This is a genomic window from Alteromonas profundi, assembly GCF_010500865.1.
Lineage (GTDB): Bacteria > Pseudomonadota > Gammaproteobacteria > Enterobacterales > Alteromonadaceae > Alteromonas > Alteromonas profundi.
Window position 1 is genome coordinate 23,334 of the sequence record NZ_JAAAWN010000019.1, and the last position, 16,617, is coordinate 39,950.

12 protein-coding genes and 1 pseudogene are annotated in these 16,617 nt (G+C 45.3%); 6 read left to right on the forward strand and 7 right to left on the reverse strand.

Annotated features, from left to right (window positions below):
* Window positions 1–192: 192 nt before the first annotated feature.
* From GTH32_RS13610 to priA, 3 genes are all read right to left on the reverse strand, one after another.
* Complete coding sequence (locus GTH32_RS13610; protein ID WP_163086641.1) at window positions 193–5,760, reverse strand: tandem-95 repeat protein; 5,568 nt, start codon at window positions 5,758–5,760, stop codon at window positions 193–195.
* Between the two features lie 349 nt (window positions 5,761–6,109).
* The gene (locus GTH32_RS13615) at window positions 6,110–6,679 is read right to left on the reverse strand and encodes an SPOR domain-containing protein (protein ID WP_163086644.1); all 570 of its coding nucleotides are present in this window, start codon (window positions 6,677–6,679) and stop codon (window positions 6,110–6,112) included.
* A 120-nt stretch (window positions 6,680–6,799) separates the two neighbouring features.
* Window positions 6,800–8,995 (reverse strand): primosomal protein N', encoded by a 2,196-nt coding sequence (gene priA, locus GTH32_RS13620; RefSeq protein WP_163086647.1) that lies wholly within the window; start codon window positions 8,993–8,995, stop codon window positions 6,800–6,802.
* 288 nt (window positions 8,996–9,283) lie between these two features.
* Here priA and rpmE point away from each other — a divergent pair, with 288 nt between their 5' ends.
* On the forward strand, window positions 9,284–9,496 hold the full coding sequence (rpmE, locus tag GTH32_RS13625) for a 50S ribosomal protein L31 (RefSeq protein ID WP_163086649.1): 213 nt from the start codon (window positions 9,284–9,286) through the stop codon (window positions 9,494–9,496).
* An 81-nt stretch (window positions 9,497–9,577) separates the two neighbouring features.
* Here the strand turns inward: rpmE and GTH32_RS13630 are convergent, their stop codons facing one another.
* Window positions 9,578–9,892, reverse strand: a complete 315-nt coding sequence (locus GTH32_RS13630; RefSeq protein ID WP_163086652.1) for a hypothetical protein — start codon at window positions 9,890–9,892, stop codon at window positions 9,578–9,580.
* 375 nt (window positions 9,893–10,267) lie between these two features.
* On the opposite strand from GTH32_RS13630, the gene GTH32_RS13635 reads away from it, so the two are divergent.
* Window positions 10,268–11,503: a malic enzyme-like NAD(P)-binding protein gene (locus GTH32_RS13635; protein ID WP_163086655.1), complete on the forward strand. Its 1,236-nt coding sequence runs from the start codon at window positions 10,268–10,270 to the stop codon at window positions 11,501–11,503.
* Window positions 11,504–11,660: 157 nt separating this feature from the next.
* Here the strand turns inward: GTH32_RS13635 and metJ are convergent.
* Window positions 11,661–11,975, reverse strand: a pseudogene (gene metJ, locus GTH32_RS13640) (met regulon transcriptional regulator MetJ); the annotation flags it as partial.
* Between the two features lie 150 nt (window positions 11,976–12,125).
* Between metJ and metF the strand changes: the two are divergent.
* Together metF and GTH32_RS13650 are read left to right on the forward strand one after the other, a co-directional pair.
* On the forward strand, window positions 12,126–13,016 hold the full coding sequence (metF, locus tag GTH32_RS13645; protein ID WP_163086657.1) for a methylenetetrahydrofolate reductase: 891 nt from the start codon (window positions 12,126–12,128) through the stop codon (window positions 13,014–13,016).
* Between the two features lie 172 nt (window positions 13,017–13,188).
* Complete coding sequence (locus tag GTH32_RS13650; protein WP_163086659.1) at window positions 13,189–14,073, forward strand: virulence factor BrkB family protein; 885 nt, start codon at window positions 13,189–13,191, stop codon at window positions 14,071–14,073.
* 74 nt (window positions 14,074–14,147) lie between these two features.
* On the opposite strand, the gene GTH32_RS13655 is transcribed toward GTH32_RS13650, so the two are convergent.
* Window positions 14,148–14,786 (reverse strand): DUF2959 domain-containing protein, encoded by a 639-nt coding sequence (locus tag GTH32_RS13655; protein ID WP_163086661.1) that lies wholly within the window; start codon window positions 14,784–14,786, stop codon window positions 14,148–14,150.
* Entirely contained in the window at window positions 14,783–15,025 is a 243-nt protein-coding gene (locus GTH32_RS13660; RefSeq protein WP_163086663.1) for a hypothetical protein, read from the reverse strand. The genes GTH32_RS13655 and GTH32_RS13660 overlap by 4 nt, the downstream gene beginning before the upstream one ends.
* A gap of 98 nt (window positions 15,026–15,123) precedes the next feature.
* Between GTH32_RS13660 and pip the strand changes: the two genes are divergently transcribed.
* Both pip and dtd read left to right on the forward strand, forming a co-directional pair.
* Complete coding sequence (gene pip / locus GTH32_RS13665; protein WP_163086665.1) at window positions 15,124–16,101, forward strand: prolyl aminopeptidase; 978 nt, start codon at window positions 15,124–15,126, stop codon at window positions 16,099–16,101.
* Window positions 16,098–16,535: a D-aminoacyl-tRNA deacylase gene (gene dtd / locus GTH32_RS13670; RefSeq protein WP_163086667.1), complete on the forward strand. Its 438-nt coding sequence runs from the start codon at window positions 16,098–16,100 to the stop codon at window positions 16,533–16,535. The genes pip and dtd overlap by 4 nt, the downstream gene beginning before the upstream one ends.
* Window positions 16,536–16,617: the final 82 nt, after the last annotated feature.

Genomic DNA, 16,617 nt, shown 5'->3' on the forward strand with positions numbered 1-16,617 from the left:
CCTTCGGTATGTTTCCATGTTTATTATTTTTGGATTTTTTGTTTTTTAAGATAATCTAAAAATTATCAAAGTCAACCACCATCATTAATTAAATTATTATTACAGTGGTGACAATGAAGGTTAAAATATAGTGACATAAGCGTGTAATTAAAAAGCTCTAGATAGATTATCTAGAGCTTTTTTAGATACGCCTTATTTGCGCTTAAAGCGACGGCCTAGCAACGCAAGAAGGCCGAGCGAACCAAACCATACTCCTGTACTACCACCGCCAGAACTTTTTGCTGAAGGGGGGGGCGTTACTTCAACATTGCGAACAACCACAGATACTGACTCAGTGATGGTATGTTCACCGTCGGCTACTGATACTTCGAATGTAAACGTTTCATCAGCAGATACCTCAGGGGCATCGAAGGTTAGCGTTGTTCCTTCAACCTGAGCAATATCCACCTGCGGGCCTGACGTTTGTTTCCATTCAACCGTTAGCTCATCGTTATCTACATCTGAGTAGCTTGCGACTACCTCGACAGTTGCACCTTCATTAACTTCAGCCGGCGCTTCTATAGATAATTCCGGTGGGTTGTTATCATTAAGCAAAGTAACTTCAACAAGAGAGTCAGTGGTTAATTCACCATCTGACACGCTAAGTACAAAGGTAAGTTGTGACTCTTCGCTTACATACGGGGCCTGTATGTTAATAGCGCTTGTGGTTTCGCCACTGATAACTACCTCAGTACCACCGGTTTGCGCCCACGAATATGTCAGCGTATCGCTGTCAATATCACTAGCTTGTGCCGTGATCGTAGTACTCTTACCTTCCGATACTTGGCTGCTTGCAATCGGCGCTATGATAGGCGCATCGTTCACCGGTAGTACATCTAAGGTGACAAGCGTTTCTTCAGAGGACAATTCGCCATCACTAACCACATAGGTAAAGCTATCCATACCATAGTAGTTGCTGTCTGGGATGTAAGTAAGTACACCGTTATTTGCTTCTACGCTACCAAATGAGGGCTGAGTAAAGCTTTCAATACTTAAGGTATCACCGTTATCATCGGTATCATTGGTGATAACATCAAGCACCTTAGTGGTGTCCTCATCTAGCGCAATATCGTCACTAATGCCAACCGGCGCGACATTCTTAGAGAAAGGATTTTCTGCAACTGCATGGTTATTGGCAAGCTTGTTGTCCGGCAATTGCACGTCGGTTATAGTGACGTACACCTCGTTACCAATATCATCGAATTGGGTTTGGTCGATATCGCAACTTACCGCCAATGTAGCACCTGGCGCTAGGTTTCCAATAAGCGTACTATTTACAAGACTGGCGTCACTTACCTCCCCGTAGTAGCAGTTCAACCGAGACGAATACGCGGTGAAGTCACCACTGTTTTCTATGGTAGCGGTTACCTTAATAGGTTCGCCGCGTACCTCTGTCTCAGAACTTACTTCTACCGATGCATTGGCAAACCCTACATCAGCAAAGCCAGATACGAAGGTACCTACAGGTGAGCCGTAAACATTTCCTGCAAAGTTACTGCGAAGACCCTCTTCTACAGACGCAGCTACGCTAATTGTATAGTTATCGCCATTGGTTAGGTTTTCCAGCTCAAAGCTATCCAGTGCGCCGGACACAGCCACAACCGAAGAAGTGTCTCGACTTTCGTTTACCACCTTAATGAAGTATGCATCAACGTCTGCGGTACTACTTTTATCCCAACTTACTGTAGTACTGCCATTGTTAAAGGTAGCTGCAACATTGGAAGGCGCATCTGGCGCCGCCGTATTTTCAACAGAAAGTTTGTTTGAAGAGGTAGTTTCGACGGTCATGTTGTCGTATCTAACTACACCCACAACATAAAAATCATCGCTATTAACACCAGCAGGCAGGGCAACCGATAGGGTGTTTGCACCTGGTGTAACGGCAACTTCATCAAGGGTTAACTCTATGGTTTCAGCTTCATCTCTTAGTTGAATTTCAGCGATAGCAGGACCGTCAATATTTGAAATTTCAAGTTCAAAGGACAATGTATCGCCAGTATTCAGGCTAGCGGGTATGTTAGACAGGCTTGCCACAGGGGGTGTTTTGGGTATCACCATATTGGTTTCTAGTGAGGTTAAATCCGCACTATTAACAACACGCAAGGTGTAGTCGCCGCCAATTGGCGCTTGCAACCCTATTACCGTTTGGTTATCGCCATTGGTAAAGGCAAATTGTGATAGCGTATCGTTGCCCGGATCACCAAGCGTAATCAGCATATCAGCCGCTTTCAGTACCTCCCCTGACGGCAATACTAACTCGATGTCAGGTAGGCCAGAGTCTGTTATAGCGCCAAAGAGAACCGCCGCTTCACCTTCTGGCAGTGTAAAGGAGAGGTCTTCATTCGCTACGCCGTTGGTAGAGAAAGTTGCGACAGGCGTTGAAACGCTTGATTTTTTAACCAAGTCAAAGTCGATATCTTTAGGGTCTGAGAAGTCAACGCGAACACCTAAATCGATAGAGCCTAGTTTTACTAACGACTGGAAATAAGCAGTCAGATCGTTGTTGTTAGTATGATCGGTTCTAAACAGCAATTCAGCGCTTTTACCCGCTAAACGCGTTCCGCCTACAAACGGAATTTTACGTGGAAGCTGTACGTTTAAATCGGTTTTTGATCTTAGCTGGGTGAACCTGCTTCCAGACTGCGCATTAAATAATGCAGTACCTGTGATAATATCAGCAAGGTTTATATTACCGGTTAAATTTGCACCATATTGCCCGGAGCTAAGCATACCAGCTGTAAGGTTTGTAGAGGCTAGTGGGAATCGTTCCAGTAAACTTAAGCGCCCTGAAGCTGCCCAGGTTTTTCCCATATTGTTAATGGTGACACCAAGTGACCCACTTAATAGGTCAGCACCGGCTGTATTGCCAGCCGCGGCCATGCCGCCTAGGGCATCTGAGAAATAGCCAGAGATACTACCACCGACAGCTGCACTCGGTGTTCTATTCCATTTTAACGACGTCCCCTTATGCGCTATAACGAAGCCTGTAGTGCCAAGCGGAATTTTTTTCGCGGTGGCAAATGAAGTACGTTTATAATTCTTATAGCTAAACTCGAAAGCGTTGATACTGACTGGATTTAAACCTACCCCCACGCCCAAACCATATTGGCTTTGATTCCAATTGGCCGCGCCGTTAAGCTTAACTGCGGGGGATAAGAAGTCTAATGTGAGTGTGTCTAGCTCCACTGACAATCCACTGCTACCAAATTTTCCTACCCTGCGGCTAGGGTTATCGCCTAGTAAGTCTTTCATAACAAAAGTCATTTCTAAACTAGAGCCACCACTACTTTGAGACAATACAAAATCACCCAATGACAAAGGATTGCGTGTCTCTTCGAGAGGAAGCGCATAGTTGTTCATCAATGGTAATGTCATTGTTGTATCGACTTTTATTTGCGATGAGCCAATCGTAACTTTTCTACCACTGAGTAAGATACCATTTAGCGAGTAGTCAAAAACATGGATGGGCGTAAGTTCAGGTGAACCTAGGTTACCGTCAATGGAAAATGACATAGTACCAAGTGGAATATCTTTTGCTGTTGCGTAGCTGACCAACATATCGAGCGCCGTAAGACGACCCATTCCGATAGTTTGTACTTCACTGGTAACAGTATCGATAGTTACAGCGCCAGAGAAACCTAATACAGGTGCTCCACCCGTAGCGCCTATGTGTACGTTACCACTAGCGAGTACTTCAGTGCTGTCGTCTGAACTGACAAAGTCATCAGCACAGATCATTATACTTGCGTAGTCATTACACCCACCCGGGATTTCGTCTGTTCCAACAGTAATTTGATAAGGCGTTTCAGGGCTACCACTAAACACTTCGCTACCAAAATCATCTTTAGCCACGAGGTAGTATTCAATTCCCTGACGGGTAACTTCTGTGCCAGGTAAAGTAGCGCTAAAATTTGCTTGAGGCACATTAAATGCTTGGGTTACCTCGGTGTAAAGCGGCGCACCTATTTGGCGATAGAATAGTGAAATTGAGGCTACTTCATTGGTCGCGTCTTCTGCGCTCGCTTCAATGACAACGTCTATCCCTTCATCAGCTACCGCTACAGGCGTATGCTGAAATTCTGGCGGTACATTAGGTAGAACAGTAACAATAAAGGGGCTTTCCTGAGGATCTGCTGCTGGCAGTGTTTTTACGCCAATATCTGTTACAGCAGAGATATAGAAGTTGACCGCGCCTTGTTGCACCACTGTTTCAGGGATTTCTGCATACCATGAGCCATCAGAAGATTGCGTCATTCCCACTAGGCTATAGCCCGATGCACTATCGTGGCGATAACCTAGATTCATGCCAGAGATTGCCACTTCTGAACCGGCCACCACGCGAATAGGAAGCGGTTTACTTGGTAGTTGTCCACTATTCATTAATGCCTGAGTAGCAGAAGTAAGCTCCAACGACACCGGCAGTTGAGGTGTATACCTCAGTTCAAACTCGCCTTCCACCGGGTTCGCTTGATTATCACTGGCGGCAACACTGAAATTAATCACCCGCTCTACACCGTCGAGGTTTGGGTTGTCGGTTTCGTACTGGGTTTGGTACCTAGAAGAGAGATCAGCACCAATTTCAGACAAAATAGAGGAGAAATCGGAGCGCACGTCAAATACTTTACCAGAGGTAGCCGCAGCGATACGATCAAACTCGTCATGGCCCGCAGTGAGGCCATAAAATAGAATGTTATTAGCAACTAAACTTTGCGTTGCTTCTGACTCAGATGTTGAGCCATAGTCGTTATTCTCATCGGTCACAAGAACAACTACTTTTTGTGTGGAAGGGCGCCATAGAATACCATTTGCGGCCAGTTTGATAGCATCAAAGGCGCGCTCTGTGCCTCCATCGAAGCGCATTTGGTCAATATAATCTTGAAACTTGGAAGGATCAGACGTTAAGCTTCCGTTATCAAGAAGTGTCCCAGATGGGCCGCTAAAGCTGTAATAGCTACCCCCGCCACCATAGGGCACTAGACCAATTCGGTAATCGAAGTTTTCGTCAGACAAGCCCTGTACAAAATTAAGAATATTGGCGCGCACACTTGCTGCTTCATCATTCAAGCTGCCTGAATCATCGTGAACAAATACAATATCCACAATTTTACGGCTGGAATTAGGATCGGGCTGAACAAATCGGGTTATATTTTCATAGCGTCCATCTTCTCTAACTTCTATATTGGAACTACTAAGTAACGGAAGGTTTTCTGCACTGCCGTCAAAGGGTTTGCCATTATAGATGAGGTCAGAAGTAATATTTATTAATGGGAAAGCGTCAATATCAACAACAAAATCGTTAAGCCACGCCCCCTCAGAAGTTGAAGAAGCCGATTCCCGCGACAAATACACCGCCGTTTTAGAGGCTACGGGAACAACTCGCTGAGTATTTGCCAGTGACACATTATTCTCAGACAAACTCACAATGTCGCCAGTTGACAAATTCATTGCCTCTAGCGTTACCTTGTAGAGCTTACCGTGCTTCGCCGCTATCGAAAACTTGTTCGAAGATTGCCAAGGGGTGGTTACCGTATTTGTTGAATCAGAGGAAGTATATTTTAATCGATACTCAAAGGACTCATGGGTCTGCGTTTTATGTGCAGTAACAGTTAGATTGTTGTGCTGCGATTCCACCGAGATATCGGTGACGTTTGCAAAGGTAACGTTGGGGGCAACGCTAGCGGCGAGCGCTGTTGAAACAGCAAAGCTGATTTTATTTATCATTGTACTTTCCGTTGATGTGCTTTTTTTTTATTGACACAACTAAGGAAAGTTAATCAAATGATTAGCGTATAATGTCCATATACAAATGTCGCTTTCCCTAGCAATCCGCATTAGATTAATAGAGTGGCCTTTGTATATCAAGACAAATTAAAAGATGAATTTATAAACGACTTCACCGTTATCGCGACTAATAAACATACACTTAGCTGCACGCTGAGGGTATTTTTCCACCAGCGCGCAAATTGTGTAGATTTAAATAAAGTAGCAAGGAACGCTTAAAAAATTGCCACAAGAGCAAAGAAAGTGGGCGACTCGTTTATAAGTTTGGCTACACTCCACCGCCTACTGGCTATAAATTCCAGTACCATATTTGACAGGTGGCAATGTTAACTTTGCGCAAACTGTGCTTGGCTTTTTCAGCATCTCTTTTCGACTCAAATGGCCCCAAAATAACGCGGAACCAGTCGCCGTTATCGCCGCTACTATGACGAATAAGCGCCTCTAGCCCCTGAAACGCAATTTTTGCTTTCATTTCTTCTGCCTGTGCGCGGGTTCTAAAGGATGCGCACTGCATAAGGTAACGTTTGTCCGATTTTTCTTGCTGTGCTACATCTACTTCAACCTCGTAACCTGGCAAGGTGCGAATGTATTCCCACTCTTCTTCAGGTAACTCAGGCAGCGCTTCTTCGGTAGGCGCGACAGGGCGAACAACTTCGGTATCTACCTTGTTGTCGCTATTGTCTTTAATTGACCAAAGAAAAACACCAAAGCCTATTAATAATAGCAAGACCACCAGCAGCCGAACTTTAGGGAAGGACGCAATGGGCTCGTGCTTTGCACGTGAGTTGTTATTTTTTTTATTTGTGGGCTTCTTTTTTTGTGGTGGTCTACCACGAGAAACATAATCGCGTTGAGCCATAGTTGGCAAACATCCTACTTCTTATCATTATCTGTTTAAGGGCAGCGCACCATAGTGCCCAACCCTGAAACGCTTGTATACCTTTGCTAGCGCAATATTACCGTAAAGCCAACATGGGTGCTAACTGAAATCGGTGGGGTCTATGTCCACTGACCATCTTACTTTAGCGCCCTCTGGTAATGCTTGCATGTAGGGTAAAGCACGCCGCAGTGTGGCGTGTAGCGGGCCTCTTTTAGCATGGTTGCACACTAACATAAATCGGTAACGCCCTTGTCGCTTTTCCATTAAGCACGGAAAAGGGCCGCCTACCGAAGGCCCTTCTATATTATCTATTGGCATTAATAGCTGCGTTTTACATTGTTGCAGAAAACCAAAGGCTAAAGCGCTATCGGTGGCTTCAGCACGAATAATAATCTGGCTAATAAAAGGGGGGAGCGCCGCCGCCTTTCGTTCAAGCAATGCGTGTCGAGCGAAATGACTATAGCCATTGTTTACCAAGTCTTGTAACAATGGGTGGTGCGGATTATGCGTTTGTAACCACATTTCACCTGGCTTAGATGCTCGCCCTGCTCTACCTGCAAGTTGGGTTACCAACTGCGCAAGCTTTTCTGCGGCACGAAAATCGGCGCTAAATAGGGCGCCGTCACAATCGAGTACCGCAACTAACGTAACATGGGGGAAGTGGTGACCTTTCGATAGTATTTGGGTACCCACTAATATCTGATATTCTTGGCGATTAATTGCATCTAAAGTGTTGTGCAATTTGTCTTTTCCGCGCACTGTATCACTGTCGATACGTACTTGTTTTGCGTCTGGAAACAACCGCGCTAACCCTTGCTCTACCTGCTCTGTACCCGTGCCTGCGGTAACTAGCTCGTGGCTATGGCAGGCTTCACATTGTCTAGGCATCGCGCGCGTACCTGCGCAATGGTGACATTGCAGACGATTTTGCGCTTTGTGAACCGTATAGGGTTTATCGCAGCGTTTGCACATTACCGTTTCACCGCAATGATGGCATAGCATGGCGGGAGCAAAGCCGCGGCGGTTTACAAAAACCAGAACTTGGTTTCCTGCATTCACATGCTGGCGCATTATGGTGAGCAAACCTTCGGTTATGCCATAGTGAAAGGGTTGGTCGCGGGCATCTAGTAAATGCTGTTGTGTACTTTGTGCCCCGCCTGCACGCCGTGTTAACTGAAGGTGGGTATAACGCCCGGTAAGTGCATTGTTCAAGCTTTCCAAAGCGGGCGTTGCACTACCGAGTAATAAAGGAATACGGTGCTCTTTGGCGCGCATGGCAGCTAAATCTCGGGCGTGATAACGTAGCCCGTCCTGTTGCTTAAACGACTCGTCATGCTCCTCGTCAACAATGATCATGCCTAGGTGCTTAAACGGGGTAAATATGGCCGAGCGTGTACCAATAACGATACCTAGCTCCCCTGCTCTTGCTCGTTGCCATACCAGTAGCCTTGCAGCATCGGTTAACTGAGAATGCAGAACTCCCACGGGTATTGAAAAACGCTTTTCAAACCGGGCTACCGTTTGTGGGGTTAATCCAATTTCGGGCACTAAAATTAGTACCTGTTGCTTCGCCTCAAGTAAAGGCGCAATCGCTTGTAGGTACACTTCTGTTTTACCGCTACCGGTTACCCCTTCTAGTAGACTAATCACAAACTTATTGTGCTGCTGATTTAGCGCTGCAATAGCCACGGCTTGTTCTTTGTCTGGCACCGGCGTTTGCCCTATCTGCATTTGGGCTAAATAGCCAAAGGGCGTAAATTCAGGAACCTGATCAACTTCTTCTATTAGCGCTTTTTGCAAAAGGCTTTTCACCGCCGAAGGGGAATATTGTTTTCTCGCTTCCACCGCCAACAATTGACCGTGTTTTAAGGCCATAAAACACGCATGCTGCTTAGGTGCTCTGGTTAATGTGTCACTATCGGTTTGTCGGCCTTCATCAGATAATTGAAGATAACGTTGGGCACTTGGGGTGGCGGCTTCGCCCTTACGTAAGGGCACAGGCAACATTGCGTGCATCACTTCGCCTGGCGCATGATGATAATATTGCCATAGCCAATGGGCCATTTTTAGTAGCACTGGGGCTATTACCGGTTCGTTATCAATAACCCTATTCAGTGGCTTTATCTTATCGATATTATCAATGTCAGCGGGGTCTTGGGTGCCCACCACCACACCTACCAGAGTACGCGGCCCAAAAGGAACCTCTACGCGCACACCACTATTTAGCGACCTTGTGTGTTGGTAGGTAAACAACTGACGTAGGGGTACAGGTACAGCGACCTGAATAAATGTCATCTAGAAAACATCCTATACTAAGACAAAATCGATAAACGTTAAGCCGCCATGATCTTGTATTTACGCAGAAAGTCAAACCTCTGGTAGTGTGTGACAGTGCGTTAGCACTGCCGCTATTGGTCATATGGCATACAAAAACTGCTTGATCAAGACGCCGTCATCCTTTACTATGCGCCGCTCTTTTTGCGGCAGACTGCAAATAATGCGGTCAGCTATTTGAATTATATTGCGTATGGTGTTTAGCTTCGGGCTGAATAGCGATACGGCCTTAATACGTGAGGTAACTCCATGAAACAAGGTATCCACCCAGAATACACTGAAATTAAAGCAACTTGTTCTTGCGGTAACGTAATGAACATTCGTTCTACGCTTGGTAAAGACATCAACCTAGACGTATGTTCTGAATGCCACCCGTTCTACACTGGTAAGCAGCGTAACGTTGATACTGGTGGTCGTGTTGATCGCTTCAAGAAGCGTTTTGGTGCATTGGGCAAAAAGTAAGCCTAATACCGTTTCGCAAAAAGCGCCTATATGGCGCTTTTTTTGTTTCTATAGAAAGCTAACAACGAGCGCAGTAACCCATTAGTGAAGGGGTTGCTTTTGCAAATGCTTAGGCCAATTGCCTCCGCTATATTGTTGGCATGCTTGCTCGCTTTCAAAGCGAAAGCTTTTAGCCTCCCCTTTTACGGTTTCACAGGCAAACTCCGCAGCCTCGATAAATGCATTCGACCATCCATTAGATAACGCCTGCGCTTTTTGCTGCTCTGTTTCAAATACCACCACGATTTCTGGCCGCCGCCAATGCCCAATGTGAGTTAGCCATTTAAATCCCACCTGTTTGGTTTTTGCCCATTCACATACAACCGTCAATTCTTGTACCAAGCGTTCTTCAGACATAGTGTTTTCCTCACATCAACTAAATAAGACATTCCACTTCTGACCACAATAGAAAATTTATATGAAATCCCCCTCCTTCATAGTTTTAGTGAATAACTAATATTCGTTAAGGTTACTGGTCTTACGAGTTAGCCTCGCCTACATTTAATTGTCTAGGCTGATCAGATATGTACCTATTCATGGCCTATGTTACAGTTGTAACATGCATGTAAATATTAGTGAAATCGTAGCAAAAATAACGCATGCTGCCTGTTGTTATAGCCACTAAGCTATCCATCATGCCTATTCCAAAAAAAGATAATTATAAATATTGGCGCCAATGACTTAGTAGCATAACAGTATGACTTCCACCCTACATTAAGGAAATACCATCAGATGTCAGATTTTAGACAACGCGCACTTGATTACCATGCTAACCCCACGCCTGGGAAAATTAGTGTGGAACTGTCGAAGCCCGCAGATAGTGTTGATGATCTCGCGCTTGCCTATAGCCCAGGTGTGGCCGAGCCTGTACGTGAAATTGCAGAAGACCCAGATAACGCCTACAAATATACCGCCAAAGGCAATCTTATAGCCGTAATAAGTAACGGTACTGCAATTTTGGGGTTGGGCAATTTAGGCCCTCTCGCCTCTAAGCCGGTTATGGAAGGTAAAGCATTGTTGTTCAAGCGCTTTGCAGGTTTAGATGCAATAGATATTGAAGTAAAACACCGCACCACTGAAGAGTTTATAAATACCGTTGCTAATATCGCAGATACGTTTGGCGGAATTAACTTAGAAGATATTAAAGCCCCAGAGTGTTTCGAAATTGAGCAGGAGCTTATTAAACGCTGCAAAATTCCTGTGTTCCATGATGATCAGCATGGCACCGCCATTGTTACCGCCGCGGGTATGCTTAACGCCTTAGAAATTCAAGGCAAAGATATTAATAGCGCTAAAATTGTATGTATGGGCGCGGGCGCAGCCGCCGTGGCATGCATGGAATTACTGATAAAATGTGGCGCCCAGCGTGAGCGTATTTACATGCTCGATAGAAAAGGGGTTATTCACACTCGCCGCGAAGAGCTTACTGAACATAAAAAGTTATTTGCTAATAATACTGACAAGCGCACATTAGAAGACGTAATGGACGGCGCCGATATTTTTGTTGGCGTTTCGGGGCCCGATGTATTGCCACCGGAAACATTAGCTTTAATGGCAGATAACCCCATTGTTTTCGCCTGCTCGAACCCAGACCCAGAAATAAAGCCTGAACTTGCTCACGATGTGCGTAAAGACCTTATTATGGCTACAGGGCGTTCTGATTACCCTAACCAAGTGAATAATGTGTTGTGCTTTCCGTTTATCTTTCGGGGTGCATTAGATGTACGCGCAAGCGCCATTAATGATGAGATGAAGGTAGCGGCAGTAGAGGCCCTTCGTGCTATCACGAAAGAGCCTGTGCCAAAAGAGGTTCTATCTGCGAGTAACAGTGAAAGTCTTACCTTCGGGAAAGACTATATTATCCCTAAACCTATGGACCCTAGGTTATGTGAGCGCATTGCTAAGGCAGTTTCAAAAGCCGCTATTGAATCGGGCGTAGCCCGGCTACCAGAGCTAGAAAGCGAATAGCATTTCCCCTTCAGGCTAAAATATGCGGCGCCCTACTAGGTTAGCGCCGCATTTTTTATTCTTCTTTTTGCTTGTCGCTAGCTTTCTCGTTCTCGCTAGCTTTCTCGTTCTCGCTAGCTTTTTCGTTCTCGCTAGCTTTCTCGTTCTCGCTCGCTTTCTCGTTCTCGACAGTTGAATCTATCCCCATCGCTTCCATAATTTTTCTTGCTTCTGCGGGCACGCGATTAGGATTATCTTTTCTTAAGTCATCATCGTTAGGTAGCGGTTGCCCGGTAAACGCGTGCAAAAAGGCTTCACACAAAAGTTCCGAGTTTGTTGCATGACGTAAATTATTAATTTGACGACGAGTGCGCTCATCGGTCAACGCTTTCAGAACAGTGATAGGAATAGACACAGTGACTTTTTTCACCTGTTCACTCTTCTTACCATGTTCTGCGTAGGGGTGGATGTACTTACCGTTCCATTCTGCCATTGTGCTAACTCAGTCTACTTTTATTTATGTTATAAAGCGAAATTCTAAACAAGTTCACGAAAAGGTCAATTGAGCAGTGTAAACCTCTTGACGTCTAGACATATATTCTTTAGTTTAGACGTCTAAACGTCTATTGTAGAGTAATATGTCATGGTTTCTTACGCCCAAGGTGTCGATGCACTAAATCAGTCCCTTTCGGAACTGCGTGATATCGACGTGTCTTTTGAATTTTTCCCGCCGAAATCTGAAAAGATGGAGCAAACCTTGTGGAAATCGGTTGAACGCTTAGCGCCGCTAAAGCCAAGTTATATGTCTGTGACGTATGGCGCTAACAGTGGCGAGCGCGACCGCACTCACGATGTTGTGAAGCGTATTCATCAGCAAACAGGCGTAGCAGCCGTTCCTCACTTAACCTGTGTGGATGCCAGCCGTGAAGAATTAACCCAAATAGCTAAAGATTACTGGGACTCAGGCATTCGTCGTATTGTCGCCTTGCGCGGCGATCTTCCCCCTGGCGTCGAGAAAACCGAAATGTACGCCTCTGACTTAGTGGCTTTGCTTAAAGACGTGGCTGATTTTGACGTATCTGTGGCTGCCTACCCTGAGAAACACCCAGAGGCCCCTAACGCGCAGTTTGATTTACTTAATCTAAAGCGCAAAGCTGAAGCCGGTGCGAGTGAAGCAATCACCCAGTTCTTTTTCGACACTAGTGTATTTTTACGTTTTAGAGACAGGGCCGCAGCTGCAGGCATTGATCTAGACTTAGTACCTGGCATTTTGCCGGTAACTAACTATCAGACGTTGGTTAAATTTGCTGGCTTTACCAATGTTCATGTGCCTGGTTTTTTGCATAAAATGTTTGATGGATTAGACGCCGACGACCAAGCTACCCGTAACCTTATTGGCGCTAACATAGCAATGGATCAGGTAAAGGTGCTGGCTAAAGAAGGGGTGAAACATTTTCATTTCTACACGCTAAACCGCAGTGAATTAAGTTATGCCATCTGTCATATGCTTGGCGTACGCGCTGACGCTAAATAGCACAATAAAACCAGCGCGCTTTTCAGCTACAGGTTCCCACTTTAGACTAATAAACCGATGAATTTCAGCTTATTTGGCATTAAACCTTTGCTACCTGACAGTGCAAAGGTATACCATTTGTGATTATCAAATAAGCATTCGTTAGAAGTTAATAAGGTTTAGGAGCGATAGGGTGGATTGGAAACGAGTTACAGCGGTGTATCGCAAGGTTTCACCACAAGTTATAACCCTATACACCATTTTTATCAAACGCTGCAAAGAAGATAAAATCACCATCTCTGCTGGGCACCTTGCCTACGTTACCCTGCTCTCTCTGGTGCCGTTTATCATGGTGACCTTTACCATCATGTCTGCGTTCCCCGCCTTCGCGTCGGTGAGAAGTAAGCTAGAGCACTTTGTGTTTAGTAACTTTGTACCTACTGCCAGTGATACCGTGCATAAATACATGACCGATTTCGTAGGCAATGCCTCTGAGATGAGCGCCATTGGTATTTTATCTTTGTTGTTAGTTGCCCTGATGCTAATTTCCAATGTGGATAAAACCCTCAATCGTATTTGGCGCACTCAAAGCGACCGGCCAATTGTTTATACCTTTGCTATTTATTGGATGGTTATCACCTTAGGCCCTATGTTGATTGGCTCAAGCGTAGTGGTAAGTTCTTATTTAACCGGCTTAGCGGCTTTCACCGAAGAATACACGCCTGGGTTGGGTACCTTTTTACTTAGCCTGGTACCTAGCGTAGCAACACTCTTGGCCTTCAGTATTTTGTATATGGTGGTTCCTAACCGCCGTGTTTATTTCAGACACGCCATATTCGGCGCTCTCATGTCCACCATTGCCTTTGAACTATCTAAGAAGGGCTTTGCACTGTATGTCACAAACTTTCCGTCCTACGAGCTTATATACGGAGCACTGGCGGTAGTGCCTATTTTGTTTTTATGGGTTTATTTATCGTGGGTAATAGTATTATTCGGCGCCGAATTTACCTGTAGTTTAGGTGAGGCCTTTGAACATACCAAAGCAGAAGAAGAACCGAGAAAAATACCGGTTGAATAAGCTGAGTAACCCCCTATTTAAAAACAAAACCTAAAGGCGCAAAGGTAAGCGCCTCTAGACTTATATCGCTTATACTAGTTTCTCATAGACGAAATAAACGCATCAGATTCAGCAATAGCCATATTCATTTGTTTTAGCAGTTGCGCCACATTGGTTTCAATGGTTGAAAGTTCACCCTGCAAGGCGCCAATGGCACTGGCGTTTAAGTTATGCTTCAAATACAGCACATTGTCTTGCAAGGCTTCGAGTACCGGCGGCATTTTACTTTCTGCTTTGCGCATAGCTGAAATTAAGTCGCTATAACGGCGTTTGGTTTCCCGCAATTTTGCTGAGCTATCACGCTTTAATGCACCGCTTTGGTACTGCTCAAGCTCGCTTTCCCACTCGTCAAAGAGTGCTTCTGCTACGCTTTCTACTTTGTCGATACGCGCAGTGACGTCTTCTGCCGCTGCTACACTGTCTTCATACTGGCCGTTTAGCTTGTTGTAAACATCTTCCAGTTCGCCACCGTCAAAAGCCACGGCGGCGCTAAAGGCTTCAAGCGCCGAGCTAAACTGCTCTTGTGCGTCTTCTTGTGAGTCCCGTGCGTTCTCTACCCTATCAACCAATATGTCGCGTTTCTCAACACCGACTTTTTCCCAAGCAGCGTAATACGCCGATTGACAACCGGTTAGGGCAAGCAGTGCTACACACGCACCAATAATTAATTTCATAGCGAATTCCTACTGCTGTATCTAGCCGCGCTAATGATAGCAATTAAGTGGAAAATAACCCCTAGTGGCCAAAATACAATAGCTAATACCACCGTTGCCGCTAATGCATAACAAACACCCACTACGATGAAGTAAAACAATGCCCCTAGAATACGCCCTTGTACTAAATGACCTAAACCTGGAATAAAAAAGTTACAGATTGCAGCGATAACGTTACCGCCTGATCCTTGACCTGCCATACAAACATCCTCGCATTTATAATCAAATTATGATTATGTAGATTTTCTTAACCATAAACTAAACTAAAACAGGCACCCGCACAACGCGTTGAAATAAAATGAAACGACTTTACCCAGATGTAACCTCCTACCAAGATGGCTTTTTAGATGTAGGAAGTGGGCATTCACTTTTCTACGAGCAAAGTGGCAACCCAGACGGGATCCCTGTACTTTTTATCCATGGTGGCCCAGGCGGCGGCTTACCCCCTAATTACAAGTGCTTTTTCGACCATCAACGGTATCGGATTATTGGTTACGAACAACGAGGGTGCGGACGGTCCACCCACCCCGGCGTGACCACCGACAATGATACGTGGCAAAATTTAAACGACATAAGTTTACTCAAGCAGCACCTCAATATTGATAAATGGCTAATATTCGGTGGATCTTGGGGGTCTACCTTGGCGTTGCTGTACACCCTCGAATACCCACGCTGCGTGTATGGCCTTATATTACGAGGGGTCTTTTTAGCCCGTAAACAAGACAGAGATTGGTTTTTAGCGCCCTCTGGCTGCGCAGCCCAGTTGTTTCCCGAACATTATAGGCAGTTTACTAAAGATGTTCCTCAACCTGTAACGAGTGAAGCTGTTTGCATTTATTACAGCGAGGTGCTGCACAGCGATAATGAGGTACGTCGACATGCAGCGTTAAAGCGCTGGTATCAATGGGAAGAACGCTTGTCTCGTCTTACATTACCGCCGGGCACAGGAGAGTCTACGGCCCACTACCCTATTTCGCTCGTGGCAAGCCTAGCCACATTGGAATGTCATTTTCTTTCCAATAAGTGTTTTATTGAAGAGAACTATATTCTTGATAATATAGATAAAATACGTGATGTACCCGGTACTATCATTCATGGGCGATACGATATGATTTGCAAAACCGAAGCGGCAGAATCGCTTCATCGAGGCTGGCCCGGAAGCCAATTGCAGATAGTACCTGATGCCGGTCATAGCACATCAGAGCCAGGTATTGCCTATGCATTGTGTCGGGCATCACGGGATATGGCGAGGTTTATTCAGGAAAGCAAAAAATGATTGGATTGATACAGCGTGTATCTCAAGCCAGTGTTACCGTCAATGACGAAATGGTGAGTGAGATAGGCCAAGGCATCTTACTGTTGCTTGGCGTAGAACGCGAAGATGGCGAGCATGAAATTGAAAAGCTTGCTAACAAAGTGTGCCGTTATCGCCTATTTTCCGATGATGATGGCAAGATGAATTTGAACCTGGAACAAGTGGGCGGAGAAATCTTAGTTGTGTCGCAGTTTACCTTGGTAGCAGACACGCAAAAAGGTAACCGCCCCGGCTTTTCCCGCGGCGCTTCTCCTGAACATGGCGAAAAAATATATTTAGCATTTGTTGAAGCACTTACGCGAAAGGGGATGCAGGTGAAAACAGGACGATTTGGTGCCGATATGAAAGTGGCCTTGGTGAATGATGGTCCTGTTACGTTCCAGTTTAAGGTATAATTACCGCATAATGTTAAACATTGTCTGCTTGGTAAGCTAATTTTTACTTCGCTTTCAGTCACATCCATAAGGCTTGCATACT